This is a genomic window from Streptomyces sp. XM83C, from assembly GCF_023072675.1.
Lineage (GTDB): Bacteria > Actinomycetota > Actinomycetes > Streptomycetales > Streptomycetaceae > Streptomyces > Streptomyces thermocoprophilus.
The window spans coordinates 1-26,396 of sequence record NZ_JALLGL010000054.1 but is presented as its reverse complement, the minus strand read 5'-3'; the positions used below and the strand labels follow the sequence as shown (position 1 = coordinate 26,396).

The 26,396-nt window shown below is 71.2% G+C and carries 19 protein-coding genes and 1 pseudogene; 10 read left to right on the top strand and 10 right to left on the bottom strand.

The features are described from left to right. Both MTQ10_RS09275 and MTQ10_RS09270 read right to left on the bottom strand, forming a co-directional pair. Nucleotides 1-550 (bottom strand): annotated as a pseudogene (locus tag MTQ10_RS09275) (DNA helicase RecD); the annotation flags it as partial. Further along, nucleotides 547-1,533: an aldo/keto reductase gene (locus MTQ10_RS09270; RefSeq protein WP_247464473.1), complete on the bottom strand. Its 987-nt coding sequence runs from the start codon at nucleotides 1,531-1,533 to the stop codon at nucleotides 547-549. The pseudogene MTQ10_RS09275 and the gene MTQ10_RS09270, both read right to left, overlap by 4 nt. Before the next feature lie 112 nt (nucleotides 1,534-1,645). Here MTQ10_RS09270 and MTQ10_RS09265 point away from each other — a divergent pair, with 112 nt between their 5' ends. After that, nucleotides 1,646-2,701, top strand: a complete 1,056-nt coding sequence (locus MTQ10_RS09265) for an LLM class F420-dependent oxidoreductase (RefSeq protein WP_247464471.1) — start codon at nucleotides 1,646-1,648, stop codon at nucleotides 2,699-2,701. Between the two features lie 214 nt (nucleotides 2,702-2,915). Continuing rightward, nucleotides 2,916-3,704, top strand: a complete 789-nt coding sequence (locus tag MTQ10_RS09260; RefSeq protein WP_247464467.1) for a ferritin-like domain-containing protein — start codon at nucleotides 2,916-2,918, stop codon at nucleotides 3,702-3,704. A gap of 162 nt (nucleotides 3,705-3,866) precedes the next feature. On the opposite strand, the gene corA is transcribed toward MTQ10_RS09260, so the two are convergent. Then, the gene (gene corA, locus MTQ10_RS09255; protein WP_247464464.1) at nucleotides 3,867-4,874 is read right to left on the bottom strand and encodes a magnesium/cobalt transporter CorA; all 1,008 of its coding nucleotides are present in this window, start codon (nucleotides 4,872-4,874) and stop codon (nucleotides 3,867-3,869) included. Nucleotides 4,875-4,903: 29 nt separating this feature from the next. On the opposite strand from corA, the gene MTQ10_RS09250 reads away from it, so the two are divergent. From MTQ10_RS09250 to mshC, 4 genes are all read left to right on the top strand, one after another. Further along, on the top strand, nucleotides 4,904-5,590 hold the full coding sequence (locus MTQ10_RS09250) for a histidine phosphatase family protein (RefSeq protein WP_247464460.1): 687 nt from the start codon (nucleotides 4,904-4,906) through the stop codon (nucleotides 5,588-5,590). A 102-nt stretch (nucleotides 5,591-5,692) separates the two neighbouring features. Continuing rightward, nucleotides 5,693-6,283 carry a DUF3090 domain-containing protein gene (locus MTQ10_RS09245; RefSeq protein ID WP_247464456.1) on the top strand — a complete coding sequence of 197 codons (591 nt, stop codon included), beginning with the start codon at nucleotides 5,693-5,695 and terminating at the stop codon, nucleotides 6,281-6,283. Then, a complete protein-coding gene (locus MTQ10_RS09240) occupies nucleotides 6,247-7,065 on the top strand; it encodes an SCO1664 family protein (RefSeq protein WP_247464454.1) in 819 nt (272 codons plus the stop codon). Before MTQ10_RS09245 ends, MTQ10_RS09240 begins: the two co-directional genes overlap by 37 nt. Before the next feature lie 309 nt (nucleotides 7,066-7,374). Further along, nucleotides 7,375-8,604 (top strand): cysteine--1-D-myo-inosityl 2-amino-2-deoxy-alpha-D-glucopyranoside ligase, encoded by a 1,230-nt coding sequence (gene mshC / locus MTQ10_RS09230; protein WP_247464452.1) that lies wholly within the window; start codon nucleotides 7,375-7,377, stop codon nucleotides 8,602-8,604. Between the two features lie 114 nt (nucleotides 8,605-8,718). Here mshC and MTQ10_RS09225 read toward each other — a convergent pair whose 3' ends face one another. From MTQ10_RS09225 to MTQ10_RS09205, 5 genes are all read right to left on the bottom strand, one after another. Further along, nucleotides 8,719-9,675: a PAC2 family protein gene (locus MTQ10_RS09225; RefSeq protein ID WP_247464449.1), complete on the bottom strand. Its 957-nt coding sequence runs from the start codon at nucleotides 9,673-9,675 to the stop codon at nucleotides 8,719-8,721. Nucleotides 9,676-10,049: 374 nt separating this feature from the next. Continuing rightward, complete coding sequence (locus MTQ10_RS09220) at nucleotides 10,050-11,666, bottom strand: glycerol-3-phosphate dehydrogenase/oxidase (protein ID WP_247464446.1); 1,617 nt, start codon at nucleotides 11,664-11,666, stop codon at nucleotides 10,050-10,052. Between the two features lie 18 nt (nucleotides 11,667-11,684). Further along, nucleotides 11,685-13,223, bottom strand: coding sequence for a glycerol kinase GlpK (gene glpK / locus MTQ10_RS09215; RefSeq protein WP_247464443.1), 1,539 nt, complete (start codon nucleotides 13,221-13,223; stop codon nucleotides 11,685-11,687). Between the two features lie 116 nt (nucleotides 13,224-13,339). After that, nucleotides 13,340-14,134 (bottom strand): MIP/aquaporin family protein, encoded by a 795-nt coding sequence (locus tag MTQ10_RS09210; protein WP_247464440.1) that lies wholly within the window; start codon nucleotides 14,132-14,134, stop codon nucleotides 13,340-13,342. A 401-nt stretch (nucleotides 14,135-14,535) separates the two neighbouring features. Next, a complete protein-coding gene (locus tag MTQ10_RS09205; protein ID WP_247464437.1) occupies nucleotides 14,536-15,300 on the bottom strand; it encodes an IclR family transcriptional regulator in 765 nt (254 codons plus the stop codon). Nucleotides 15,301-15,738: 438 nt separating this feature from the next. Between MTQ10_RS09205 and metH the strand changes: the two genes are divergently transcribed. The 4 genes from metH to MTQ10_RS09185 all read left to right on the top strand — a co-directional run bounded on the left by metH (nucleotide 15,739) and on the right by MTQ10_RS09185 (nucleotide 24,336). Then, a complete protein-coding gene (metH, locus tag MTQ10_RS09200; RefSeq protein WP_247464434.1) occupies nucleotides 15,739-19,254 on the top strand; it encodes a methionine synthase in 3,516 nt (1,171 codons plus the stop codon). 191 nt (nucleotides 19,255-19,445) lie between these two features. Continuing rightward, nucleotides 19,446-20,150 carry an HAD family hydrolase gene (locus MTQ10_RS09195; RefSeq protein WP_247464430.1) on the top strand — a complete coding sequence of 235 codons (705 nt, stop codon included), beginning with the start codon at nucleotides 19,446-19,448 and terminating at the stop codon, nucleotides 20,148-20,150. 462 nt (nucleotides 20,151-20,612) lie between these two features. Then, nucleotides 20,613-22,217: an ABC transporter substrate-binding protein gene (locus MTQ10_RS09190; protein WP_247464428.1), complete on the top strand. Its 1,605-nt coding sequence runs from the start codon at nucleotides 20,613-20,615 to the stop codon at nucleotides 22,215-22,217. Between the two features lie 547 nt (nucleotides 22,218-22,764). Continuing rightward, the gene (locus MTQ10_RS09185) at nucleotides 22,765-24,336 is read left to right on the top strand and encodes an ABC transporter substrate-binding protein (RefSeq protein ID WP_282611973.1); all 1,572 of its coding nucleotides are present in this window, start codon (nucleotides 22,765-22,767) and stop codon (nucleotides 24,334-24,336) included. 79 nt (nucleotides 24,337-24,415) lie between these two features. Here the strand turns inward: MTQ10_RS09185 and MTQ10_RS09180 are convergent, their stop codons facing one another. Together MTQ10_RS09180 and MTQ10_RS09175 are read right to left on the bottom strand one after the other, a co-directional pair. After that, nucleotides 24,416-25,087 carry a response regulator gene (locus tag MTQ10_RS09180; RefSeq protein ID WP_247464423.1) on the bottom strand — a complete coding sequence of 224 codons (672 nt, stop codon included), beginning with the start codon at nucleotides 25,085-25,087 and terminating at the stop codon, nucleotides 24,416-24,418. A 14-nt stretch (nucleotides 25,088-25,101) separates the two neighbouring features. Further along, entirely contained in the window at nucleotides 25,102-26,097 is a 996-nt protein-coding gene (locus tag MTQ10_RS09175; RefSeq protein WP_247464419.1) for a RecB family exonuclease, read from the bottom strand. Nucleotides 26,098-26,396 lie beyond the last annotated feature (299 nt).

Here is a 26,396-nt window from a genome sequence, read left to right as displayed (position 1 = left end):
GTTCGCTGAACACCGTCTCCGGCGGCTTCTGCCCGCTCTCCACGGCCCGTACGGCGGCGAGCAGATCGGCGGCCTTGCCGCTCAGCTTGGTCCCCGCCTCGATCGGGCTCTTCTTTTCCGCCTTGCGCCGCTCGATGCGCTCCCGCTCGATCCGCTGCGCCAGCAACTCGGCCTCGGCCTCGGACAACTCACCCGCCGCGCCGTCGCCGCCCTCTCCGGCCCCGGCGCCGGCCTCGGCCGTGCCCCCCGCGCCTCCGGAGCCCGCCTCCGCGCCGGCCCCCGTACCCCCGGCTCCGGCGTCCCGCCCGGCGCCGGCCTCCTCGGCACCCGCGCCGGCCCCCGTGTCCCCTGCTCCGGCATCATGCCCCGCGCCGGCCCCCGAGCCGTCCGTGGAGCCCGCACCGGCGTCCTCCGCCTCCGCGTCGGCCGCACCCCCGTCGGCCCCGGTGCCGGCGCCCGCCGCCGTGTCAGCGGTCTCCTCGGTGTCCTTCGCCCCGGTGTCCGGTACCGCCGGCCCCGAGTTCTCCGTGGTCTCCGGCTCCGTGCTCACAGCGTGCTCCAGTCGTGATCGGGATAGCGGTGCACGGGCGCCGACACATCGTCGAGCGCCCGGCAGATCTCGTCAGGAAGACTAAGCGCCTCCACTGACAACGCGGCCGTGAGCTGCTGCGCGTTGCGCGGCCCGATGATCGGCGCCGCCACTCCGGGCCGGTCCCGGACCCAGGCGAGCGCGACCTGGAGCGGTGTCACCGCGAGCCCGTCCGCCGCGGTCGTCACGGCGTCCACGATGCGGCTCGCGGTGTCGTCGAGGTAGGGGGCGACGAACGGCGCGAGATGCTCGGAGGCGCCCCGCGAGTCCGGCGGCAACGCGTCGCCCCGGTACTTGCCGGTCAGGACCCCGCGCCCGAGCGGCGAGGACGGCAGCAGGCCGATGCCCAGATCGAGCGCCGCCGGCAGCACCTCCCGCTCCACACCGCGCTGGAGCAGGGAGTACTCCATCTGCGTACTGGCCAGCCGGGTCCGTGCCCCGGGTGCCGCCAGCTGCCAGGTGGCCGCCTTGGCGAGCTGCCAGCCGCAGAAGTTGGAGACGCCCGCATAGCGGGCCCGGCCGCTGCTGACGGCCAGGTCGAGCGCCTGGAGGGTCTCCTCCAGCGGGGTGTCGGGGTCGTAGGCGTGCACGTGCCACAGGTCGACGTAGTCCGTGCCGAGCCGGGCGAGCGAGGCGTCCAGCGCGGCCAGCAGATGCCCGCGAGAGCCGTCGAAGCGGCGGTCGGGATCCGGCACACTGCCGGCCTTCGTGGAGATCACCAGGTCCCGGCGGGGCACGAGCCCGTCGACGAGCCGCCCGAGCAGGTATTCGGCCTCGCCGTCGCCGTACACGTCCGCGGTGTCGACGAGGGTGCCGCCCGCTTCCCAGAACGTCTTCAGCAGGTCCGCGGCGTCGTGCTCGTCGGTGTCCCGCCCCCAGGTCAGGGTGCCGAGTCCGATGCGGGACACGCGCAGGCCGGTGTGGCCGAGATGCCTCTGCTCCATGGACGCCGAGATTACTGGCCACGGATGCGCCGTGGGTTGCCTGTGGACAACCGTTTTCCGCGCGCTAAGGTCGCCCGTCAAGGGACATTACTCATCGGTAAGGGGATCGCGCATGCAGCTCGGGATCAACCTCGGCTACTGGGGCGCCGGGATGGACGCGGACAACCTGGCGGTCGCCCAGGAGGCCGACCGGCTCGGCTACGCCGTCTGCTGGGCCGCCGAGGCCTACGGCTCGGACGCGCCCACGGTGCTCTCCTACGTGGCAGCACGCACCGAACGCATCGACGTCGGCTCCGCGATCATGCAGATCCCGGCCCGCCAGCCCGCCATGACCGCGATGACGGCCGCGACCCTGGACTCCCTGTCCGGCGGGCGTTTCCGCCTCGGCCTCGGCGTCTCCGGCCCGCAGGTCTCCGAGGGCTGGTACGGCGTGAAGTTCGACAAGCCGCTGGCCCGCACCCGCGAGTACGTGGAGATCGTCCGCCGGGCGATGAGCCGGGAGCGGCTGACCTTCGACGGCGAGCACTGGACGCTGCCGCTGCCCGGCGGACCCGGCAAGCCGATCAAGCTGACCGTGCACCCGCAGCGCGAGCACATCCCGCTGTACATCGCCGCGATCGGCCCGAAGAACCTCGAGCAGACCGGCGAGATCGCCGACGGCGCCCTGCTCATCTTCCCCTCCGCCGAGCACCTGGAGGAGACCGCCGTCCGCCACCTGCGCGCCGGGCGGGAGAAGGCCGGCAAGACCCTCGACGGGTTCGACGTCTGCCCGACCCTGCCGCTCGCCGTCGGCGACGACAAGGACGTCGAACGGCTCGCCGACACCTTCCGCCCGTACACCGCGCTGTACATCGGCGGCATGGGCAGCGCCAAGCAGAACTTCTACAACCAGCTCGCCCGCCGCATGGGATACGAGCAGGTCGCCGCCGAGGTCCAGGAGAAGTACCTCTCCGGCGACAAGGACGGCGCCGCCGCGGCCGTACCGCACGAGCTGATCGACCGGACGACGCTGCTCGGCTCCGTGGAGCGGATCGCCGACCGGATGAAGGCCTACGCGGCGGCCGGGGTCACCACCCTCACGCTGGCCCCGGCCGGTTTCACGCTGGACGAGCGGCTCACCGCGCTGCGCGCCGGTGTCGAGGCCATGGAGCGCGCCGGGCTGGCGTGACGGGAGGGGGAGCCTCAGCGGCCGTGGTGGGGGCTCGGGGGTCTTCCCCGCCACGGCCGTCACCGGGAACAACGCGCGGGACCCTGCACGGGTTACGCCCCGTCCACGAGCCGGTTCTCCTCCGTTCGGCGGAGTTGTCCGACAGACGTGTTGCAGCGTCCCTCTTGCGGCATTTGACTCGTTCTCTGCGGAATCCTGCAGAGAGGTGCGCACGATGCTTTCGGCCAAGAGTCTGTTCCAGGAGATCCTCGACCACGACGAGTCCTTCGCGCTGTTCTGCTCCATCGCCGCCAGCGGAGAGTCACAGGGCGGCTGGGAGAACGCCCGGATCGCCGCCCTCGTCCCCGACGGCGAACGCGAACTTGCCCCCAAGATCGCCCGCCACGGCGCCGACGAGGACAAGCACGGCCGTATCTTCAACGCCCTGCTGAAGAAGCGCGGCCTCACCGCCGTGCCCGTCCCGCCCGAGACCGACTACACGATGCTGCTCGAACGGAACGGCATCGGCCTCGCCCACGAGAAGCTCAAGGGCGAGAAACCGCTCAGCGTCGCCGACATCGTCGTCTACCTCGCGCACAGCCGCGTCACCGAACAGCGGGCCTCGGAACAGATGCGGCTGCTGCTGCGGTACTTCGCCGACCACGCGGAGATCGGCCGGGCGGTGAAGCAGATCTCCCGGGACGAGGACAACCATCTCGCCTACTGCCACGAGGAGCTGCTGCGCCTGGCCCGGGCCGGCCACGGCCGCCTCATCCAGCGCACCCTGCGCGAGTGCGCCCTCGCCGAGATCCGCGTCCACCGAGACGTCAGCCTCGCCGTCATGTCCCGCATGGGCCGCATCCTGCGCTGGCCCAAGGCCAAGTCGGCGCTCCTCGCCGCGGGCATCCGCGCCCAGTACGCCTGGGAACGCTTCGCGGGCTGGCGGCGCATGGTCTCCCTGACCATGCCCGAGCGCCGGGACGCGCTCGGCGGCCCCGCCCCCGCACACGCCGAGTTCGCCTGAGCGCCGTGACCCCCTCAGGTGGGTCCACGCCACGCGCGCGTGCCGTCCCCCGACCCCGCGGAACCACGCGCGTGCCGCCCTCCCGCCCTCGGCGGTCCCACGCGCGTGCCGCCCCGCCCGCGCAGGCAGGCGCCCTCTGCCCGCACATCCCGGCCGTGCCGCTCACAACCACCCACGCCGCTTGAACGTGCCGTACAGCAGGAACTCCAGCACCACCATCAGCGCGATCACCACCGGGTACGACCACACCCAGTGCAGCTCCGGCATGTGGTCGAAGTTCATACCGTAGATCCCGGCGATCATCGTGGGCACCGCGGCCATCGCCGCCCACGCCGAGATCTTCCGCATGTCGTCGTTCTGCCGCACGCTCATCTGCGCCAGATGCGCCGCCAGAATGTCCGACACCAGCCGGTCCAGGCCGTCCACCGACTCGTTCACCCGCGTCAGATGGTCGTGCACGTCCCGGAAGAACGGCCGCGCCTTCTCGTCCACGTACGGCACCCCGCCCCCGAAGGACCCGCCGAACGGGCCCGTGCCCGCCAGCCGGTGCAGCGGCAGCGCCAGCGGACCCGTGGCCCGGCGGAACTCCAGGATCTGCCGCTTGAACGTGTAGATCCTCGACACCGTGTCCCGCGAACCGCTGCCGTCCGGCGTGAACACCTCCGCCTCCAGCCCCTCCAGGTCCGTCTGGAGCTCCGTCGCCACCTCCATGTAATGGTCGACGACCGCGTCCGAGATCGCGTACAGCACCGCCGTCGGCCCCTTGCCGAGCATCTCCGGCTCCCGCTCCAGACGGTGCCGTACGGCACCCAGCGGCGAGCCCTCGCCGTGCCGCACCGTCACCACGAAACAGTCGCCGAGGAACACCATCACCTCGCCCGTGGAGACGGCGTCGCTCTCCGGCTCGTACACCACCGGCTTCAGCACCAGGAACAGCGAGTCGTCGTACACCTCCAGCTTCGGCCGCTGATGCGCCTTGAGGGCGTCCTCCACGGCCAGCGGGTGCAGCGCGAACTCCTGCGTGACCTTCGCGAACTCCTCCGCCGTGGGCTCGTGCAGCCCGATCCACACGAACCCGCCCGCGGCCCGCGCCTCGTCCAGGGCGTCGGAGAAGTCCCGCGGGCCGTCCGTGCGGCGCCCGCCGCGGTAGATGGCGCAGTCGACTATCACGACGCGAATGTACGCCTACGCTGGGCCGCATGCCCACGTTGATCCTCGTCCGGCACGGACGCTCCACCGCCAACACCGAGGGCCTGCTCGCCGGGTGGACGCCCGGCGTCGCCCTCGACGAGCGCGGCGCCGCACAGGCCGCCGCGCTGCCCGGACGGCTCGCGGACCTGCCGCTCGCTGAGGTCGTCGTCAGCCCCCTGCAGCGCTGCCAGGAGACCGTCAGGCCCCTCCTGGACGCCCGGCCCGGCCTGACCGCCCACACCGACGAGCGGATCGGGGAGTGCCACTACGGCGACTGGTCCGGCCGCAAGCTCGCCGAACTGAAGGACGAGCCCCTGATGGAGGTCGTGCAGGCGCACCCGTCCGCCGCCGCCTTCCCCGGCGGAGAGTCCATGCGCGCCATGCAGACCCGCGCCGCCGAGGCGGTACGGGAGTGGAACGCGCGCGTGGAGCGCGACCACGGCCCTGACGCGGTGTACCTGATGTGTTCCCACGGCGACATCATCAAGTCGCTCGTGGCGGACGCCCTCGGGCTCCATCTCGACCTCTTCCAGCGGATCTCCGTCGAACCGTGTTCCGTCACCGCGATCCGCTACACCCGGCTCCGGCCGTTCCTGCTGCGCCTCGGCGACACCGGCGACTTCGCCTCCCTCGCCCCGCGGGAGGAGCCGCCCGCCGAGGACGCGACCGTCGGGGGCGGCGCGGGCGCACCGTGATCGTCGGCCGCAGTAGGGTGAAGCGGTTCACACATATGCGTTCCCCACGCGTGTGCACCGACCCGAACGATCCATTCCGAACGAATCCCATGGAGACAGGACGTGTCCCGTCAGGTGTTCCTCTACGACCCGCCGGACCGCTTCGTCGCCGGCACGGTCGGACTGCCCGGGCGCCGTACGTTCTACCTCCAGGCCTCCGCCGGCTCCCGGGTGACCAGCGTGGCCCTGGAGAAGACCCAGGTCGCCGCCCTCGCCGAGCGCATGGACGAGCTGCTGGACGAGGTCGTACGCCGTAGCGGCGGCAGCGCCGCCGTGCCGGCCGTGGCCCCCGCGGACATCACCGACACCGCCCCCCTCGACACGCCCGTCGAGGAGGAGTTCCGGGTCGGCACCATGGCGCTGGCCTGGGACGGCGAGGAACAGCGCATGATCGTCGAGGCGCAGGCCCTCGTCGAACTCGACGCCGAGTCCGAGGAGGATCTCGCCGAGGCCGAGGAGCGGCTCCTCCAGGACGAGGAGAACGGACCCCCGATGCTGCGGGTCCGGCTCACCGGGGCGCAGGCCAGAGCGTTTGCCAAACGGGCCCTCGACGTCGTCAACGCCGGCCGGCCGCCCTGCCCGCTGTGCAGCCTGCCGCTCGATCCGGAAGGACATGTATGTCCGCGCCAGAACGGATACCGTCGCGGAGCGTGACCACCGCCGAACTGCTCACCCACGGTGAGCTGACGGTCCGCGGACGCATCCGCGAGGCCTCCAACGCGGCACTGTTCTGCACGGTCGCGCACGAGGGCCGGGAAGCGTCCTGCGTGTACAAGCCGGTCGCCGGGGAGCGTCCGCTGTGGGACTTCCCCGACGGCACGCTCGCGCGCCGCGAGGTCGCCGCGTACGAGGTCTCCGAAGCCACCGGCTGGGGTCTGGTCCCGCCGACCGTGCTGCGGGACGGGCCCTACGGCGAGGGCATGTGCCAGCTGTGGATCGACGTCGTTCCCGATGCCGAGCTGCTCGCCCTCGTGGACGGCGAGGAGCCCGGCCCGGGCTGGAAGGCCGTGGGCCTCGCCGACGTCGGTGAGGGCCGTACCGCGCTGCTGGTGCACGCCGACGACGAGCGGCTGCGGCGGCTCGCCGTGCTGGATGCGGTGATCAACAACGCCGACCGCAAGGGCGGCCATCTGCTGCCCGCCGGGGAGGGCCGTCTCTACGGCATCGACCACGGCGTCACCTTCAACACCGAGAACAAGCTGCGCACCCTGCTGTGGGGGTGGGCGGGGGAGCCCCTCACGGCCGAGGCGCTGGACGTCCTCGGCGTGCTGAGGGACGCCCTGGCGGACGGCGGTGAGCTGGCCCGCCGGCTCGCGCCGCTGATCACCCCGGCGGAGATCGCCGCCACACGCGCGCGTGTCGACGCCCTGCTGGCCTCCGAGCACCACCCGGAGCCCGGCGGGGACTGGCCGGCGATCCCCTGGCCGCCGGTGTAGCCACCGACGTGCGCGCCGCCCCGGTCGCCCGGGGCACGCCCCGGGTTCCCCCTGCGGCACCCCGGCGTCCCGGGCGGCCCCTCGGGCCTCCCGGCACGGCACCCGGGCTCTCCCACGCGGCACCAGGGGCCTCCCGCTACGGCACCCGGGCTCTCCCACGCCGCACCTGGGCCTCCCGCCCCGCCACCGCCGGCGCCCCGGACCGGGGGCCGGGCACGCACACCGGCCGGGAACGCGCAAGAGCGCCTTCCCGGCCATCGGGCCCGCACCGGTTCGTACACAGAACATCGGTCCGGTTACGCTCATGACATGCATGCCTGGCCCGCTTCCGAGGTCCCCGCCCTGCCCGGTCAGGGCCGCGACCTGAGGATTCACGACACCGCGACCGGTGGTCTGATCACCCTCAGCCCCGGTCCCGTCGCCCGTCTCTACGTCTGCGGCATCACCCCCTACGACGCCACCCACATGGGACACGCGGCGACCTACAACGCGTTCGACCTCGTGCAGCGCGTGTGGCTCGACACCAAGCGGCAGGTTCACTACGTCCAGAACGTCACCGACATCGACGATCCGCTGCTGGAGCGGGCACAGCGCGACGACGTCGACTGGGTCGCCCTGGCCGAGCGCGAGACCGCCCTCTTCCGCGAGGACATGACCGCGCTGCGGATGCTCCCGCCCCAGCACTACATCGGCGCCGTCGAGGCCATACCCGGCATCGTCCCCCTCGTCGAACGCCTGCGTGACCTGGGCGCGGCGTACGAGCTGGAGGGCGACATCTACTTCTCCGTGGAGTCCGACCCGAACTTCGGCAAGGTCTCCAACCTGGACGCGGCGGCGATGCGGCTGCTGTCCGCCGAGCGCGGCGGCGACCCCGACCGCCCCGGCAAGAAGAACCCCCTCGACCCGATGCTGTGGATGGCGGCCCGGCCCGGCGAGCCCAGCTGGGACGGCGGCTCCCTCGGCCCCGGCCGACCCGGCTGGCACATCGAGTGCGTGGCCATCGCGCTGGACCACCTCGGCATGGGCTTCGACGTCCAGGGCGGCGGCTCCGACCTGGCGTTCCCGCACCACGAGATGGGCGCCTCGCACGCCCAGGTCCTCACCGGCGAGTTCCCCATGGCCAAGGCCTATGTCCACGCCGGGATGGTCGCGCTGCACGGCGAGAAGATGTCCAAGTCCAAGGGCAACCTCGTCTTCGTCTCGCAGCTGCGCCGCGACGGCGTCGACGCCGCCGCGATCCGCCTCGCACTGCTCGCCCACCACTACCGCGCCGACTGGGAGTGGACCGACCAGGTCCTCCGGGAGGCCCAGGACCGGCTGGGCCGCTGGCGCTCCGCGGTGTCCCGGCCCGACGGCCCGCCCGCCGAGGCACTCGTCGAGGAGATCCGCGACGCCCTCGCCGAGGACCTGAACGCCCCGGCCGCCCTCGCCGCCGTCGACCGCTGGGTCGCGCTCCAGCAGGAGCAGGGCGGCACCGACACCGGCGCCCCCGGTGTCGTCTCCCGCGCCGTGGACGCGCTGCTCGGCGTGGCCCTGTAGGACCCGCACGGACGCCCCGGGCGCCCGCCGGGGGCGTCCGCCCACGACGAAGGGGCGTCCCCTTCCGGCTCGTACCGGAAGGGGACGCCCCTTCGACGTGTCCGTGTCGCTCCGTCAGTCCTCGGACGGCCCGTCAGGGTCGTCGGAGCCGGGCTTCGGAGGCTTCGGTGGCCGCGTACGGTCCCCGGGACCGCGCGAGTACGGCGACCCGTCGCCGCCCGCCGTGCCGCCGCCGTCCCGGCGCCGCAGATACCGCTCGAACTCCCGCGCGATCGCCTCGCCCGAGGCCTCCGGCAGCTCCGCGGTGTCCCGCGCCTCCTCCAGCGTCTGGACGTACTCGGCGACCTCGCTGTCCTCCGCGGCCAGCTGGTCCACCCCCACCTGCCAGGCACGCGCGTCCTCGGGCAGCTCACCCAGCGGGATCCGCACGTCGATCAGATCCTCCAGGCGGTTCAGCAGCGCCAGCGTCGCCTTCGGGTTCGGCGGCTGCGACACATAGTGCGGTACGGCAGCCCACAGCGACACCGCGGGCACGCCCGCGTGCGTGCACGCCTCCTGGAGGACACCGACGATGCCCGTGGGCCCCTCGTACTTGGTCTCCTCCAGGTCCATACGGCGCGCCAGGTCCGGGTCGGACGTCGTGCCGCTGATGGGCACCGGACGGGTGTGCGGGGTGTCGCCGAGCAGGGCACCCAGGATGACCACCAGCTCCACGCCCAGCTCATGGGCGAAGCCCAGCAGCTCGTTGCAGAACGAACGCCAGCGCATGGACGGTTCGATGCCGCGGACCAGCACCAGGTCGCGCGGCTTGTCACCGCCGACGCGTACGACGGACAGCCGCGTCGTCGGCCAGGTGATCTTGCGTACGCCGCCGTCCATGAACACCGTGGGGCGGTTCACCTGGAAGTCGTAGTAGTCCTCGGCGTCCAGCGCCGCGAACACCTCGCCCTTCCACTCACGTTCCAGATGCGCGACCGCGGTGGAGGCGGCGTCGCCGGCATCGTTCCAGCCCTCGAACGCGGCCACCATGACCGGGTCGATCAGCTCGGGAACCCCCTCGAGCTCGATCACCCAGCGCCTCCTTCCGACGAGCCCTCGCTTGACCACCCAACCTTACGGCGTGCGCGGGGCGGTCCCGCAGCCCCCTCGCATGGGGGAGTGAACGGATCACTGCCCCGATCGCCACCCCGGAACACCCTCTCTCGCGCACCCGTCCGCCCGCTGACCCATGTCGCGCCGGGGTGACGGGAACACCGCGGCCACCGGCAGGAGTTCGACGCCGGTACGACGGCCCGCGGGCATGCGGAAGGGGCGGCTCCGTCGGCGCGGGGAGCCGCCCCTCCCGGTCCGGCCCTCCGTGCGGAGAGGACCGGGCCTCGGCGGCTCCGGCCCGGGTCAGGGGAGGGATCGGGCCGGCGCCGCCAGGTACGGGTGCCTTGCGGCGGTCACTTCTTGTCGAGGACCTCCTGGACCTTCGCCCGCACCTCGTCCGTGGCGAGGCCGCGGATCGTCAGCGTCGTACGCCGGCGCAGCACGTCGTCCGCTGTCTCGGCCCACTCGTGGTCGCGGGCGTACACGACCTGCGCCCAGATCTCGGGGGCGTCGGGGTGGACCCGCTCGCCCAGCTCGGGGTTGTCGTTGGCCAGCCGGGCGATGTCGAAGGCGAGCGAACCGTAGTGCGTGGCCAGGTGCTTCGCGGTGTCGGCGGCCATGCGCGGACCGGGCGCGGGCCCGTCCACGAGCAGGCGGTGCGCGACCGCGCGCGGGTTGGCGACGCCCGGCAGCGGCAGCTTCTTCGGCAGCGCGGACACCGGTTCGAAGTCGTCGCCCAGCGGGTGGCCCGGCAGGGACTCCAGCTTCTTCATCACCGTGCGGCCGATGTGCCGGAACGTCGTCCACTTGCCGCCCGCGACGGACAGCATGCCGCCCCGGCCCTCGGTGACCACCGTCTCCCGCTTGGCCTTGGCGGTGTCGCCCGGACCGCCCGGCAGCACCCGCAGACCGGCGAACGCGTACGTGATCAGATCGCGGTCCAGCTGCTGGTCACGGATGGAGAACGCGGCCTCGTCGAGGATCTGCGCGATGTCCTTGTCGTTGACGGCGACATCCGCCGGGTCGCCCTCGTACTCCTCGTCGGTGGTGCCGAGCAGCAGCATGTCCTCCCAGGGGAGGGCGAAGGTGATGCGGTACTTGTCGATCGGCGTGGCCAGCGCGGCCCGCCACGGCGAGGTCCGCTTCAGGACCAGATGCGCGCCCTTCGACAGACGGATCGACGGTGCGGCATTCGGGTCCTCCATCTTGCGCAGGTGATCGACCCAGGGGCCGGTCGCGTTCAGCACGAGCCGGGCGTTCACACCGAACTCGTCACCGGAGATCCGGTCGCGCAGCTCGGCACCGGTGACCCGGCCCCGGGTGAAGCGCAGCCCGGTGACCTCGGCGTGGTTGAGGACGACGGCGCCGGCGTCGACGGCCGCGCGGACCGTCATCAGCGCCATGCGCGCGTCGTTCATCTGGTCGTCGCCGTACACGGCCACGGCCTTGAGGTTGTCGGTGCGCAGCTCGGGCACGTCCTGCGCCGCCCTGGCCGGGGAGAGCAGGTGCCCGACGCCGTCACCGAACGCGGAGAGCGCGGAGTAGGCGAAGACGCCCGCGCCGAGCTTCGCCGCGCCGTGCGGCCCGCCCTTGTACACCGGCAGGTAGAAGGTGAGCGGGTTCGCCAGGTGGGGGGCCACCTGGCGGGAGACCGCACGCCGCTCGAAGTGGTTCTCCGCGACCAGCTTCACCGCGCCGGTCTGAAGGTAGCGCAGACCGCCGTGGAGCAGCTTGGAGGAGGCGGAGGAGGTGGCGCCGGCGAAGTCGCCGGCGTCGACCAGAGCCACCCTGAGGCCGGACTGCGCGGCGTGCCAGGCGGTGGAGATGCCCAGGATGCCGCCGCCGATGACGAGAAGGTCGTACGACGCCTTGGAGAGCTGCTCCCGGGTCTCGGCGCGACTCGGGTTCGAGCCGGACGCCGGACGCGTTCCCAGGGCAGGTACGGACTGCAGGGTGGACTGCGTGGTCATGGGGTTTCTAACTCCTCGTCAGTCTTCGTCGGCGAGCCAGCCCATGGTCCGCTCGACGGCCTTGAGCCAGTTCTTGTACTCACGGTCGCGGGTCTCCGCGTCCATGCGGGGGGTCCACTCGGCGGCCCGGCGCCAGTTGGCGCGCAGGTCGTCGGTGCTGTTCCAGAAGCCGACGGCGAGGCCGGCGGCGTAGGCGGCGCCGAGGCAGGTCGTCTCGGCGACCATCGGGCGCACCACCGGGGCGTCCAGGAAGTCCGAGAGGGTCTGCATCAGCAGGTTGTTGGAGGTCATGCCGCCGTCGACCTTCAGGGCGGTCAGCTCGACGCCGGAGTCCTTGGTCATGGCGTCCGCGATCTCGCGGGTCTGCCAGGCGGTGGCCTCCAGGACGGCGCGCGCGAGGTGCGCCTTGGTGACGTACCGGGTCAGACCGGCGATGACACCGCGAGCGTCGGAGCGCCAGTAGGGGGCGAACAGGCCGGAGAAGGCCGGCACGAAGTAGGCGCCGCCGTTGTCCTCGACGGACAGGGCGAGCGTCTCGATCTCGGCGGCGGTGGAGATCAGGCCCATCTGGTCGCGCATCCACTGCACCAGGGAGCCGGTGACGGCGATCGAACCCTCCAGGGCGTAGACCGGCTTCTGGTCGCCGATCTGGTAGCCGACCGTGGTCAGCAGGCCGCTGTAGGAGTTGATGATCTTGTCGCCGGTGTTCATCACCATGAAGGTGCCGGTGCCGTACGTCGACTTGGTCTCGCCCTCGGAGAAACAGGTCTGGCCGAACAGGGCCGCCTGCTGGTCGCCGAGCGCGGAGGCGACGGGGATGCCACCGAGCAGCTCGCCGAGCTTGCCGCCCTTGATCTCGCCGTAGACCTCGGCGGAGGAGCGGATCTCGGGGAGCATCGCGAGCGGGACGCCGATGGACTCGGCGATCTTCTCGTCCCACTGCATGGTGTGCAGGTTCATCAGCATGGTGCGGGAGGCGTTGGTCACGTCGGTGACGTGACGGCCGCCGTCGACGCCGCCGGTCAGGTTCCAGATGACCCAGGTGTCCATGGTGCCGAAGAGGATGTCGCCGCGCTCGGCGCGCTCGCGCAGGCCGTCGACGTTGTCCAGCAGCCAGCGGGCCTTGGGGCCGGCGAAGTAGGAGGCGAGAGGCAGGCCGGTCTCACGGCGGAAACGGTCCTGCCCGACGTTGCGGCCCAGTTCCTTGCACAGGGCGTCGGTGCGGGTGTCCTGCCAGACGATGGCGTTGTGGACGGGTTCACCGGTGTTCCTGTCCCACAGCACGGTGGTCTCGCGCTGGTTGGTGATGCCGATGGCCTTGATGTCGTCGCGGGTGATGCCGGCCTTGGCGACGGCTCCGGCGACGACCTCCTGGACGTTGGTCCAGATCTCGGTGGCGTTGTGCTCGACCCAGCCCGGCTTGGGGAAGATCTGCTCGTGTTCCTTCTGGTCGACGGCGACGATACGGCCGTCCCGGTCGAAGACGATGCAGCGGCTGGAGGTGGTGCCCTGGTCGATGGCGGCGATGAACGGGCCGGCGGTGTGGGCGTCGGTCACTGTGTGCTCCTGGTCCTTGGGGATCCGTGCGGTGCCCGGCTGTCGCGCCGTTGCGGCGGCCGTGCGGATCCGGGATTCCGTGGGTCCGTGCTGAAGAGGGCTGTGCTTCCGGTGTTCTAGGCGAACGCGACGTTGTAGATACCCGCCGCGAGGGCGCCGCCGATCAGCGGACCGGCCACCGGGATCCAGGCGTAGCTCCAGTCGGAGCCGCCCTTGTTGGGCAGGGGCAGCAGGGCGTGGACGATGCGCGGGCCGAGGTCACGGGCCGGGTTGATCGCGTAGCCGGTCGGGCCGCCCAGGGACAGACCGATGGAGACGACCACCAGCGCGGTGATCAGGGCGCCGATGGTGCCGAGCCCCTTGCCGCTGTCGTTGAGGCCCTGCGTGAGGACCGCGAGCACCAGCACGACGGTGCCGATGATCTCGGTGGCGAGGTTCTGCACCGCGTTCCGGATCTCCGGGCCGGTGGAGAAGACGCCGAGCACGGGGCCCGCGCCCTTCTCCTGCGCCTCGACCGCCTTGGCGGACGTGGTCTGCGCACCCGGACCGCCGACGACCTCCTTGTCGGTCAGGTGCGCGTGGAACTGGCCGTAGTAGGCGACCCACACGAGCGCCGCGCCGATCATGGCGCCGAGCAGCTGGCCGGCCCAGTAGACACCGACGTGGCTCCAGTCGTCGTCCTTGATGGCGATGCCGAGCGTGACCGCCGGGTTGAGGTGGGCGCCGGACAGCGGCGCCGACGTGTAGACGGCCGTGAGCACGGCGAAACCCCACCCGAAGGTGATGGCGAGCCAGCCGGCGTTGCGTGCTTTGGAGGCCTTCAGCGTGACGGCGGCGCAGACACCGCCGCCGAGCAGGATGAGCAAGGCGGTACCGATGGTCTCGCCGATGAAGATGTCGGAGCTGGACACCCGCGACTCCTTTGTCCTTCGTCCAGGGAAGCCGAACCCCGGGTCCCACCGGGGATGCGGCGCCCTCGGGGGTGAGAGCGATGCCGGCCCTTGGCGTTGCCACACTCTAGCGCGTATTGCCGGTAGGTGTTCGACAATGCCGACCGATGGACGGGAGTCTTGTCTCGGCGTCGCGCTGGCGTCAAGGGTTCTGTTATCGAATGCGCGATCGTTATTGATCGCTGTGGGCTATCGATCGAACGGCCATGGGCGGGCAAGGTGTGCAACTTCGCCCGTAATGTCAACGTACGAGGCGATTTTCATGGTATGCCGAAAACCGGAACGCCGTACGGCGTCCCGGTGACCCCTGGTTCGGCTGTGCGTTGCGTGCCGGCCGCGCTCGGGCCCGCCCGGCACCCGGGTCAGAACCGCCCGGCGCCCAGATCCCGCGACACGGCACGGGCGCAGTCCCGCACCGCCGCGATCAGCTCGGGCCGCAGCTCACCGTCCCGGCGCACCCGCTCCACGGCCCCTGTGATGCCCACCGCGCCCACCGGCATGCGCCGCCGGTCGTGGATGGGCGCGGCGATGGACGCGACACCCTCCCAGGTCTCCTCCACGTCGGCCGCCCAGCCACGCGCGCGCGTGAGGTCCAGAAGCTGCTCGAAGGCCTCCAGATCGCACACGGTCCGGTCGGTGAACGCCTTGCGGTCGGCCTCCACGGCCTCGCTGTGCGCCACCGGGTCGTAGGCCGACAGCACCTTGCCCAGCGCGGTGGAGTGCAGCGGCTGCATCGCCCCGATCTCCAGCACCTGCCGGCTGTCGTCCGGGCGGAAGACGTGGTGCACGATCAGCACGCCCTGCTGGTGCAGAACCCCCAGATAGACGCTCTCCCCGCTGGAGCGGGCCAGATCGTCGGTCCACACCAGCGCGCGCGCCCGCAGCTCGTGCACATCCAGATACGTGGTGCCCAGGCGCAACAGCTCCGCGCCCAGCTGATAGCGGCCCGAGGCCTCGTCCTGCTCCACGAAACCCTCCTGCTGGAGGGTGCGCAGGATGCCGTGGGCCGTGCCCTTGGCCAGCCCCAGGGACGAGGCGATGTCCGACAGGCCGAGCCGCCTCTCGCCGCCCGCGAGCAGCCGCAGCATCGCTGCCGCCCGTTCGAGCGACTGGATGTTCCGTGCCATCGCCGTCCCTGCCTCCGTCCCCTTCGACCGTCCACCGTGGCGTCCACTGCCACTGTTCGGCAATGTCGAACACTACCGGTCCATGCCGACTCCCCGCTAATGGTCGACACACAACAGCCGCCCACGAATGGCCGAACCGTTGCCAACCAACGGCGGACAGTACGCGTCCGCGCCCCCCGCGCGCGCCCCGCACACCGCACACCGCACCGGACACCCCGCAGGTCGCGCCCTGCCACGGAGACACCGGCCGCATCCCCCGCCCGGTCCCCGCCCGGACGGCCGGCCGATCCGGCCGCGGCGTCCGACGCGCCCGTCTTGGCTCGTGGACGCCCTGCCCATCGAAGCCCGCTCCCGGTTACGCTGGCGCCGTGCGCCTCCCCCGGCATTGTCCGGCAGGCCGCATAGCCGACAGCCGTCGCACCTCAAGGGAGCCCCTTCATGGCCTCGCAGCCGCAGACCCCTTCCGTCGACAGCCGGACCCGCGCGTCCGAGCTCCGTCAGGCCCTCGCCACCCGTGTGGTCGTCGCCGACGGCGCGATGGGCACCATGCTCCAGGCGCAGGAGCCCACGCTGGACGACTTCCAGCAGCTGGAGGGCTGCAACGAGGTCCTCAACATCACCCGGCCGGACATCGTCCGCTCCGTCCACTCGGCCTACTTCGACGCCGGCGTCGACTGCGTCGAGACCAACACCTTCGGCGCCAACCTGAGCGCCCTCGGCGAATACGACATCGCCGACCGCATCCACGAACTGTCCGAGGCCGGCGCCCGCATCGCCCGCGATACCGCCGACGAGTACGCCGCCCGCGACGGCCGCCGACGCTGGGTCCTCGGCTCCATGGGCCCCGGCACCAAGCTGCCCACCCTCGGCCACACCACCTTCGCCGCCCTGCGCGACGCCTACCAGCGCAACGCCGAGGGCCTCCTCGCCGGCGGCGCCGACGCCCTGCTCGTGGAGACCACCCAGGACCTCCTCCAGACCAAGGCCTCCGTGATCGCCGCCCGCCGCGCCATGGACACCGCGGGCTACGACGTACCGCTGATCGTCTCCGTCACCGTCGAGACCACCGGCACCATGCTCCTCGGCTCCGAGATCGGCGCCGCGCTCACCGCGCTGGAACCCCTCGGCATCGACATGATCGGCCTGAACTGCGCCACCGGCCCCGCCGAGATGAGCGAACACCTGCGCTACCTCGCCCGGCACGCCCGCATCCCGCTGTCCTGCATGCCCAACGCCGGCCTGCCCGTGCTCACCGCCGACGGCGCCCACTACCCGCTCACCGCGCCCGAGCTGGCCGACGCGCAGGAGAACTTCGTCCGCGACTACGGCCTCTCCCTCGTCGGCGGCTGCTGCGGCACCACGCCGGAGCATCTGCGGCAGGTCGTCGAGCGGGTCCGCGAGCTGTCCCCGGCCGAACGCGACCCGCGCCCCGAACCGGGCGCCGCCTCCCTCTACCAGAGCGTCCCGTTCCGCCAGGACACCAGCTACCTCGCCATCGGCGAACGCACCAACGCCAACGGCTCCAAGAAGTTCCGCGAGGCCATGCTGGAGGGCCGCTGGGACGACTGCGTGGAGATGGCCCGCGAGCAGATCCGCGAGGGCGCGCACATGCTCGACCTGTGCGTGGACTACGTCGGCCGCGACGGCGTCGCCGACATGCGGGAGCTGGCCGGCCGCTTCGCCACCGCCTCCACCCTGCCGATCGTGCTGGACTCCACCGAGGTCGACGTCATCCGCGCCGGCCTGGAGAAGCTCGGCGGGCGCGCGGTGATCAACTCCGTGAACTACGAGGACGGCGACGGACCCGAGTCCCGCTTCGCCCGCGTCACCCGGCTCGCCAAGGAACACGGCGCCGCGCTGATCGCCCTCACCATCGACGAGGAGGGCCAGGCCCGCACCGCCGAGAAGAAGGTCGAGATCGCCGAACGCCTCATCGCCGACCTCACCGGCAACTGGGGCATCCGCGAGGAGGACATCCTCGTCGACTGCCTCACCTTCACCATCTGCACCGGCCAGGAGGAGTCCCGCAAGGACGGCATCGCCACCATCGAGGGCATCCGCGAACTCAAGCGGCGCCACCCCGCCGTACAGACCACGCTCGGCCTGTCCAACATCTCCTTCGGCCTCAACCCGGCCGCACGCATCCTGCTGAACTCCGTCTTCCTCGACGAATGCGTCAAGGCCGGCCTGGACTCGGCCATCGTCCACGCCTCCAAGATCCTGCCCATCGCCCGCTTCGACGAGGAGCAGGTGCAGACCGCCCTCGACCTGATCTACGACCGCCGCAGCGAGGGCTACGACCCCCTCCAGAAGCTCATGCAGCTGTTCGAGGGCGCCACCGCCAAGTCCCTCAAGGCCTCCAAGGCCGAGGAACTGGCCGCCCTGCCGCTCGACGAGCGACTCAAGCGCCGCATCATCGACGGCGAACGCAACGGCCTGGAGGCCGACCTCGACGAGGCCCTGGCACAGCGCCCCGCCCTGGAGATCGTCAACGAGACCCTCCTCGACGGCATGAAGGTCGTCGGTGACCTGTTCGGCTCCGGCCAGATGCAGCTGCCGTTCGTGCTCCAGTCCGCCGAGGTCATGAAGACCGCGGTCGCCTACCTGGAACCCCACATGGAGAAGACCGACGAGGCCGGCAAGGGCACCATCGTCCTCGCCACCGTCCGCGGCGACGTCCACGACATCGGCAAGAACCTCGTCGACATCATCCTGTCCAACAACGGCTACAACGTCGTCAACCTCGGCATCAAGCAGCCCGTCTCCGCGATCCTGGAAGCCGCCCAGGAACACAGGGCCGACGTCATCGGCATGTCCGGTCTCCTGGTGAAGTCCACCGTGATCATGAAGGAGAACCTGGAGGAGCTGAACGCCCGGGGCCTCGCCACGACGTACCCCGTCATCCTCGGCGGCGCCGCCCTCACCCGCGCCTACGTCGAACAGGACCTGCACGAGATCTACGAGGGCGAGGTCCGCTACGCCCGCGACGCCTTCGAGGGCCTGCGCCTGATGGACGCCCTCATCGGCGTCAAGCGCGGCGTGCCGGGCGCCAAGCTCCCCGAGCTGCGGCAGCGCCGGGTGCGCGCCACAGCGGCCACGGCGGTGGAGGAACGCCCCGAGGAGGGGCACGTCCGCTCCGACGTCGCCACCGACAACCCGGTGCCCACCCCGCCGTTCTGGGGCACCCGCGTCGTCAAGGGCATCCAGCTCAAGGAGTACGCCTCCTGGCTCGACGAGGGCGCCCTCTTCAAGGGCCAGTGGGGGCTGAAGCAGGCCCGCACCGGCGAGGGCCCCACGTACGAGGAACTCGTCGAGACCGAGGGCCGGCCCCGGCTGCGCGGCCTGCTGGACCGGCTCCAGACGGAGAACCTGCTGGAGGCGGCCGTCGTCTACGGCTACTTCCCCTGCGTCTCGAAGGACGACGACCTGATCGTCCTCGACGACGCCGGCAACGAGCGCACCCGCTTCACCTTCCCCCGCCAGCGCCGTGGCCGCCGGCTGTGCCTCGCCGACTTCTTCCGCCCGGAGGAGTCCGGCGAGACCGACGTCGTCGGCTTCCAGGTCGTCACCGTCGGCTCCCGCATCGGCGAGGAGACCGCCCGCCTCTTCGAGGCCGACGCCTACCGCGAGTACCTGGAGCTGCACGGCCTGTCCGTGCAGCTCGCCGAGGCCCTCGCCGAGTACTGGCACGCGCGCGTGCGCTCCGAGCTGGGTTTCGCCGGGGAGGACCCCGACGAGATCCAGGGCATGTTCGAGCTGAAGTACCGCGGCGCCCGCTTCTCCCTCGGCTACGGCGCCTGCCCCGATCTGGAGGACCGCGCCAAGATCGCCGACCTGCTGCGGCCCGAGCGCATCGGCGTCCACCTGTCGGAGGAGTTCCAGCTCCACCCCGAGCAGTCCACCGACGCCATCGTGATCCACCACCCCGAGGCGAAGTACTTCAACGCCCGCTGAGCCCGGCCACCGCGACCTCCGGGCATGCCTCGGGCCCTCCCGGCGCCACCGGGCGGATCTGTAGGTGTGCCCGGGACCGGAGCTTTCAAACGAGGCATTTCGTCCGCGCGAGTCGTACACTGGTCGATCCACCGCAGGCCGGTTCCCCGGGAGGGAACCGGCCTGCTCGTCCCTCGAGGAGGTGCCCACGGATGACCAGTACGGTCCCCGCGCCCGGAACACGCACGACCGAAGGGTCCGCGCTCCAGGCCGTCCTCCTCGACATGGACGGCACCCTCGTGGACACCGAGGGATTCTGGTGGGACGTCGAGGTCGAGGTCTTCGCCTCCCTCGGCCACACCCTCGACGAGTCCTGGCGCCACGTGGTCGTCGGCGGCCCCATGACCCGCAGCGCGGGCTTCCTCATCGAGGCCACCGGCGCCGACATCACCCTCCCCGAGCTGAGCGTCCTGCTCAACGATGGCTTCGAGCGTCGTATCGGCCGCGATCTGCCGCTGATGCCGGGAGCCGCCCGGCTGCTGGCCGAGCTGACCGAGCACGGCGTGCCCACCGCCCTCGTCTCCGCCTCCCACCGACGCATCATCGACCGCGTCCTGACCGCCCTCGGCGCCCACCACTTCGCCCTCACCGTCGCCGGCGACGAGGTCGCCCGCACCAAACCCCACCCCGACCCCTATCTGCTGGCCGCCCGGGGACTGGACGCCGATCCGGCCCGGTGCGCCGTCGTCGAGGACACCGCGACCGGCGTCGCCGCCGCCGAGGCCGCCGGTTGCCACGTGGTCGCCGTGCCGTCCGTCGCACCCATCGCGCCCGCCGCCCGTCGGACCGTCGTGACCTCGCTGGAACAGGTCGACCTGGCATTTCTGCGCGGCCTGATGAAGGAATCCGTCCGCTGACGGAAACGATCCGAGATGTCACCCAGCGTGCACCGGTCCGACTCCACGGATTCCCGCAAAACGGTGAACAGGCGTACTCCGTAATGGTTCCTAACGGACATCACGCGCCCCGGAAAAGAGTTCACGGCCGGACGTCCAGCCCATTTGAAGTGTGATGTTCCCCACGCCGATACGGGTCGACAGCGCGCGCTCCCTGTGCCTAGACCGCCCCGCGAAGAACGCCCGAGCGCGCCCTTGTGTCCCGATTGGTGGACGGCTGCACGAATCCTTCCCGTGTCGGGTTTTCGGACTGTCGATGCCCGGTTTCGCTCAGTGATGGGCCCCCGACTCCGCTGCCTGTGAACCCGGTTGCCCGTGCGGACTAATCTCGTCGCGAGAACGACAGCCCCCACCCCCGTGATCCGCCGCGACACCCCTGCATGCCGGATACACGGAGTCCAACAGCTCTGGAGAAACTCGAGCATGAACCGCAAGACTCTGGTGCTGCCGGCCGTGGCCGGTCTGCTCGCACCCGTGCTCGCCGCCTGTGGCGGGTCCGACAGCGGCAGCGGCGGAGGCGACGCCATCGTCGTCGGCACCACGGACCGGTTCACCGCTACGAAGGAAGCCCCCGCACCTCTCGACCCCGCCTACGCCTACGACGTCGGCACCTGGAACATCCTGCGCCAGACCGTGCAGACCCTGATGATCCTCCCCAAGGGCGACGGCGACCCCGTCCCCGAGGCAGCCGAGCAGTGCGGCTTCACCGACAGCGGCAACGAACGCTACGCCTGCAAGCTGCGCGCCGACCTGAAGTTCGCCGACGGATCCCCGGTCACTGCCAACGATGTCAAGTTCTCCATCGACCGCGCCCGCGCGATCGATTCGGACTCCGGCGTCGCCACGCTGCTGTCCACCATCGACACTGTCGAGACCCAGGGCGAACGCGACGTCGTCTTCCACCTGAAGACCGCCGACGCCACCTTCCCCTACAAGCTGTCCACCCCCGTCGCCGGCATCGTCAGCGCCGACCACTACGCCAAGGACAAGCTGCGCGACGGCTTCGAGGTCGACGGCTCCGGCCCGTACACCCTCAAGGCCCAGGTCGACGGCGACGAGATGACGCGCGCCGTGTTCACCAAGAACCCCAACTACAAGGGGACCCTGACGGTGAACAACGACAAGGCCGAACTGGTCTCCTTCGCCGACGCCGACGCCATGGACGCCGCGCTGGAGAAGAAGGACATCGACGTGATGTCCCGCACCATGACGCCGGAGATCGTCCAGAAGCTGTCCACCACGACCGGCGGCGACGTCGACCTCGTCGACATGCCCGGCCTGGAGATCCGCTACCTGGCCTTCAACACCAAGGCCACCTCCGTCAAGGACAAGGCGGTCCGGCAGGCCGTCGCGCAGCTCGTCAACCGCAGCGAGCTGGTCTCCAAGGTGTACGGCTCGCAGGCCCAGCCGCTGTACTCGCTGGTCCCCGCCGCCATCACCGGCCACTCCAACGCCTTCTTCAACGTCTACGGCGACCCCAGCGTGAGCAAGGCCCGGGCGCTGCTGACCGAGGCGGGCATCTCCACCCCGGTGAAGCTGACCCTGCACTACACCACCGACCACTACGGCGCCGCCACGAAGAAGGAGTTCGAGCTCCTCCAGCAGCAGCTCAACAACAGCCGGCTGTTCGACGTCGACATCCAGGGCCACGCCTGGGACACCTTCGTCCCCGCCGAGCGCAAGGGCGCCTACGACGTCTGGGGCATGGGCTGGTTCCCGGACTTCCCCGACGCCGACAACTTCCTCGCGCCGTTCCTCGACAAGGGCAACTTCCTCAACTCGCCCTACGCCAACAGCCAGGTCATCAACCAGCTCATCCCGCAGTCCCGCCGGGAGGCCGACCGGCTCAACGCCGCGAGCAGCCTGAACGCCATGCAGGACATCGTCGCGCGCGACGTGCCGATCCTGCCGCTGTGGCAGGGCAAGCAGTACGTGGCCGCCCGCGACGACATCACGGGCACGGCGTACGCGCTCAACTCGACCGCCACGTTGCAGCTGTGGGAGCTCGGACGCGGTGTGAGCGGGTGACACCCACCGGCCCCGGACGGCGCGAGCCGGCCGGGGCCGAGGCCGAAGCAGGGTCAAGAAGCGGCCGGCCCGCCGCCGCGTGACCCGGCCGGGGAGTCCGACCACCTCCCCGGACCGGCAGCGGGGGAGTCCGACCACCGCCCGCGACCCTGCCCCCGGGAGCGGGCGACCGACTCCCGGGCCCCGCTCGGGAGGCCGACCACCTCTCGGAGCCCGAAGTCCGGAGAGGCCGACCACCTCTCGGAGCCCGAAGTCCGGAGAGGCCGACCACCTCCCGGAGCCCGAAGTCCAGGGAGTCCGACCACCTCCCGGAAACGGAACACCGGGGAGACCGACCACCTCCCCGACCACACACCGGGGGAACCGACCATCCTCCGGAATAGACGCCGGGGGCAACCACCGACCCCCCGGAGAAGGACCGGGGGAGTGCTGATGCGACCCTCGGAGTGACTCCGGGGGTGTCGAACGACCCCTGGGGACGAACCCGGGGCCGGACGAAGCGGTTCCGGGACACGAGAACCGAACGACAAGGCACGTCCAAGTGAAGATGCACCACCAGTGGCCGGTCCTGCCGATCGTGGCGGGACTGGCCTGCGGCCTGTTGACCGGATGCGGCACGGAGACCGGCAACGCCGGGGGGAACGGCTCCACCGTCGTGATGGGGATGTCCGACGACGTCCTGGCCACCGACCCCGCCTCCGGCTACGACCCCGGCTCCTGGCTGTTGTTCAACAACGTCTTCCAGTCGCTGCTCAGCTTCCCCAAGGGTGCCACCGAACCCCAGCCCGATGCTGCCCGCGCCTGCGACTTCGACACCTCCACCACCGTCTACACCTGCACACTCAAGGACGGCCTGAAGTTCAGCAACGGCGACGACCTCACCTCCGAGGACGTCAAGTTCTCCTTCGACCGCATGCTGAAGATCGACGACCCCGACGGGCCCGCGGTCATGTTCACCACCCTGGACAAGGTCGAGACACCCGACAGCAAGACGGTCGTCTTCCGGCTGAAGGTCCCCGACGCCACCTTCCCCAGCAAGATCGCCTCCGGCGCCGGATCCATCGTCGACCACCGCCAGTACGACGCGAACGGCCTGCGCAAGGACGGCCAGGCCGTCGGCTCCGGCCCCTACAAACTGGACTCCTTCAACGACGACCAGGCCGTCTTCTCCGTCAACGACCAGTACAAGGGCACCGTCGAGCCGAAGAACTCCGGCGTCACCCTCAAGTTCTTCCACGGCGACCAGAGCGGCCTGAAGAAGGCCCTCCTCGCCGGCGACGTCGACATCGCCTACCGCGGCCTCACCGCGAGCGACATCGCCGGCCTCGACCAGCGCGACGGCACCACCGGCGTCGAGGTCGTCGAAGGCAGCAGCGCCGAGGTCCAGCACCTCGTCTTCAACATGGACGACCCGGTCGCCGGCAAGCTCGGGGTCCGCAAGGCCATCGCCTACCTCATCGACCGCGAAGCCCTCATCAAGGACGTCCACCAGGGCACCGCCACCCCCCTGTACTCGATCGTCCCCGCCGGAGTCGCCGGCCACAACACGGCCTTCTTCGACACCTACGGCGCCCGCCCCAGCAAGGCCAAGGCCGCCGCCGCACTCAGCGCCGACGGCATCTCCACCCCCGTGGACATCACCCTGTGGTCCACCCCGGTCCGCTACGGCCCCGCCACCGACGCCGAATTGAAGGCCATAGCCGGCCAGCTCAACGCCAGCGGCCTGTTCCGCGCCGACGTCAAGTCCGTACCGCTCGAGCAGTACGAGAAAGACATCGAAGCCGGCAAGTACGGCGTCTACGTCAAGGGCTGGGTCCCCGACTACCCCGACGCCGACAACTTCACCGCGCCCTTCTTCGGCCCGGACAACGTCCTCGGCAACCACTACACCAACCGCACCATCACCGGCAGCCTGCTGCCCGCCACCGCCGCCCAGAGCGACCGCGCCGCCACCGAGAAGGAATTCGGTCGCCTCCAGGACATCGTCGCCGCCGAACTGCCCATGCTGCCGGTGTGGCAGGGCAAGCAGTACGCCGTCGTCCGCGAGAACGTCTACGGCCTGGAGAGCTGCCTCGACGCCTCCACCGTGTTCCGCTTCTGGGAACTGCAGAAGGACTGACCCGCACCCACGCACCGAGGGGCGATGCCCTCCCGCCGCCGCGGGAAGGACACCGCTCCTCGGCGCACACCGGTCCGGCTCACTGCGTCCCCGGACGCACCAGCCCGCTCTCGTACGCATACACCGCGGCCTGCACCCGGTCCCGCAGCCCCAGCTTCGTCAGCACATGCCCCACATGCGTCTTCACCGTGGTCTCGCTGACGAACAGATCCGCCGCGATCTCCGCGTTCGACAGGCCCCGCGCCACCAGCTTCAGCACCTCCACCTCACGGTCGGTGAGAGTGTTCAGCGTGTCCGGCACCGGCTCCTCACCCGACGGCAGATGACCCGCGTACTTGTCCAGCAGCCGGCGCGTGATGCTCGGCGCCAGCATCGCCTCGCCCGCGGCCACCACCCGGATCGCCTGCACCAGCTCATGCGCCGGGGCGTCCTTCAGCAGAAAGCCGCTCGCCCCCGCCCGCAGCGCCTCCACCACGTACTCGTCCAGATCGAACGTCGTCAGCACCAGCACCTTGGCCGGGCCGTCCCGCCCCGGCCCGCTGATCTGCCGCGTCGCCTCCACCCCGTCCATCCGGGGCATACGGATGTCCATCAGCACGACATCGGGCTGCAACGCCCGCACCTGGTCCAGAGCCTGGAGGCCGTCACCGGCCTCGCCGACGACCGCGATGTCCTGCTCCGCCTCCAGGATCATCCGGAAGCCCGTACGCAGCAGGGGCTGGTCGTCGACCAGTAGGACGCGGATGGCCACGTAAGTCTCCTTCGCTAGTCCGGCCCCATTCTGCCCTGCTCACGCCCCGCCGACTCGGCCGCCCTCACCGGCAGCGGATACGGCGGCGGAGTCCCCCCGAACTCCGGACAGTGCGCCTGGTGATCACACCAGCCGCACAACTTCGTCGGCCTCGGCCGCCAGTCACCCGTCTCCGTCGCCCGCCGGATCGCTTCCCACAACGCATGCAGCTTGCGCTCCACCCGTTGCAGATCCGCGACCACCGGGTCGTACGTCAGCACATCACCGCTGCCCAGATACACCAGCTGGAGCCGCCGCGGCACGATCCCCTTCAGCCGCCACACCACCAGCGCGTAGAACTTCATCTGGAACAGCGCGTCCTCGGCGTACTCCGGGCGCGGCGCCTTGCCCGTCTTGTAGTCGACGATCCGCACCTCACCGGTCGGCGCCACGTCCACCCGGTCGATGATGCCGCGCAGCCGCAGCCCCGACTCCAGCTCCGCCTCGACGAACAGCTCCCGCTCCGCCGGCTCCAGACGCGTCGGGTCCTCCAGCGTGAACCACCGCTCCACCAGCTGCTCGGCCTCCGCCAGCCAGCGCGCCAGCCGCTCACCCTCCGGATCGTCCGCGAACAGCTCCGTCAGCTCCGGCCGCGCCTCCCGCAGCCGCTCCCACTGCGCCGGGATCAACGACCGGGCCCGCGGCGCCGTACGCTCCGCAGCCGGCGCGTCGAACAGCCGCTCCAGCACGGCATGGACCAGCGTGCCCCGCGTGGCCGCCTCGCTCGGCTTCTCCGGCAGCCGGTCGATCACCCGGAACCGGTACAGCAGCGGGCACTGCATGAAGTCACCGGCCCGCGACGGCGACAGACCGGACGGCGCCGCCACCACGGCCCGCGGCGCCACCGCGCCGTCAGACCCCACCACCGCCGCCTCCGGCACGGACGACGCCGCGGCCCCGCCGCCGTCCCCCACCGTGACCGGCGCGGACGCACCGCCGTCCGCCACCGGCCCCTCGCTGCTCGTCTCCATGCCACAGACCATACGGCCCGCCACTGACAGTCACCCACCCCCGCCCCGCGACGGCAGGTGAGGACCCGCCCGCGGGCGGGCAGTAGTCGGGGGGTGCCGGAACGCAACAGGGTCCGACGGCCGCATACCATCGACCCGAGACCCTTCCGCCCGCCAGGACGGAAGACGCAGCGAACGAGGGGACACCGTGGACGAGAGTGGCCGGAGCGCTCAGCCGCCGTCGAACGACGACGAGACGGCCGACCCGAGCACCACCCCCGACCCGCGCACCCCCGCACCGAGCGCGCAGCCCCCCGCAC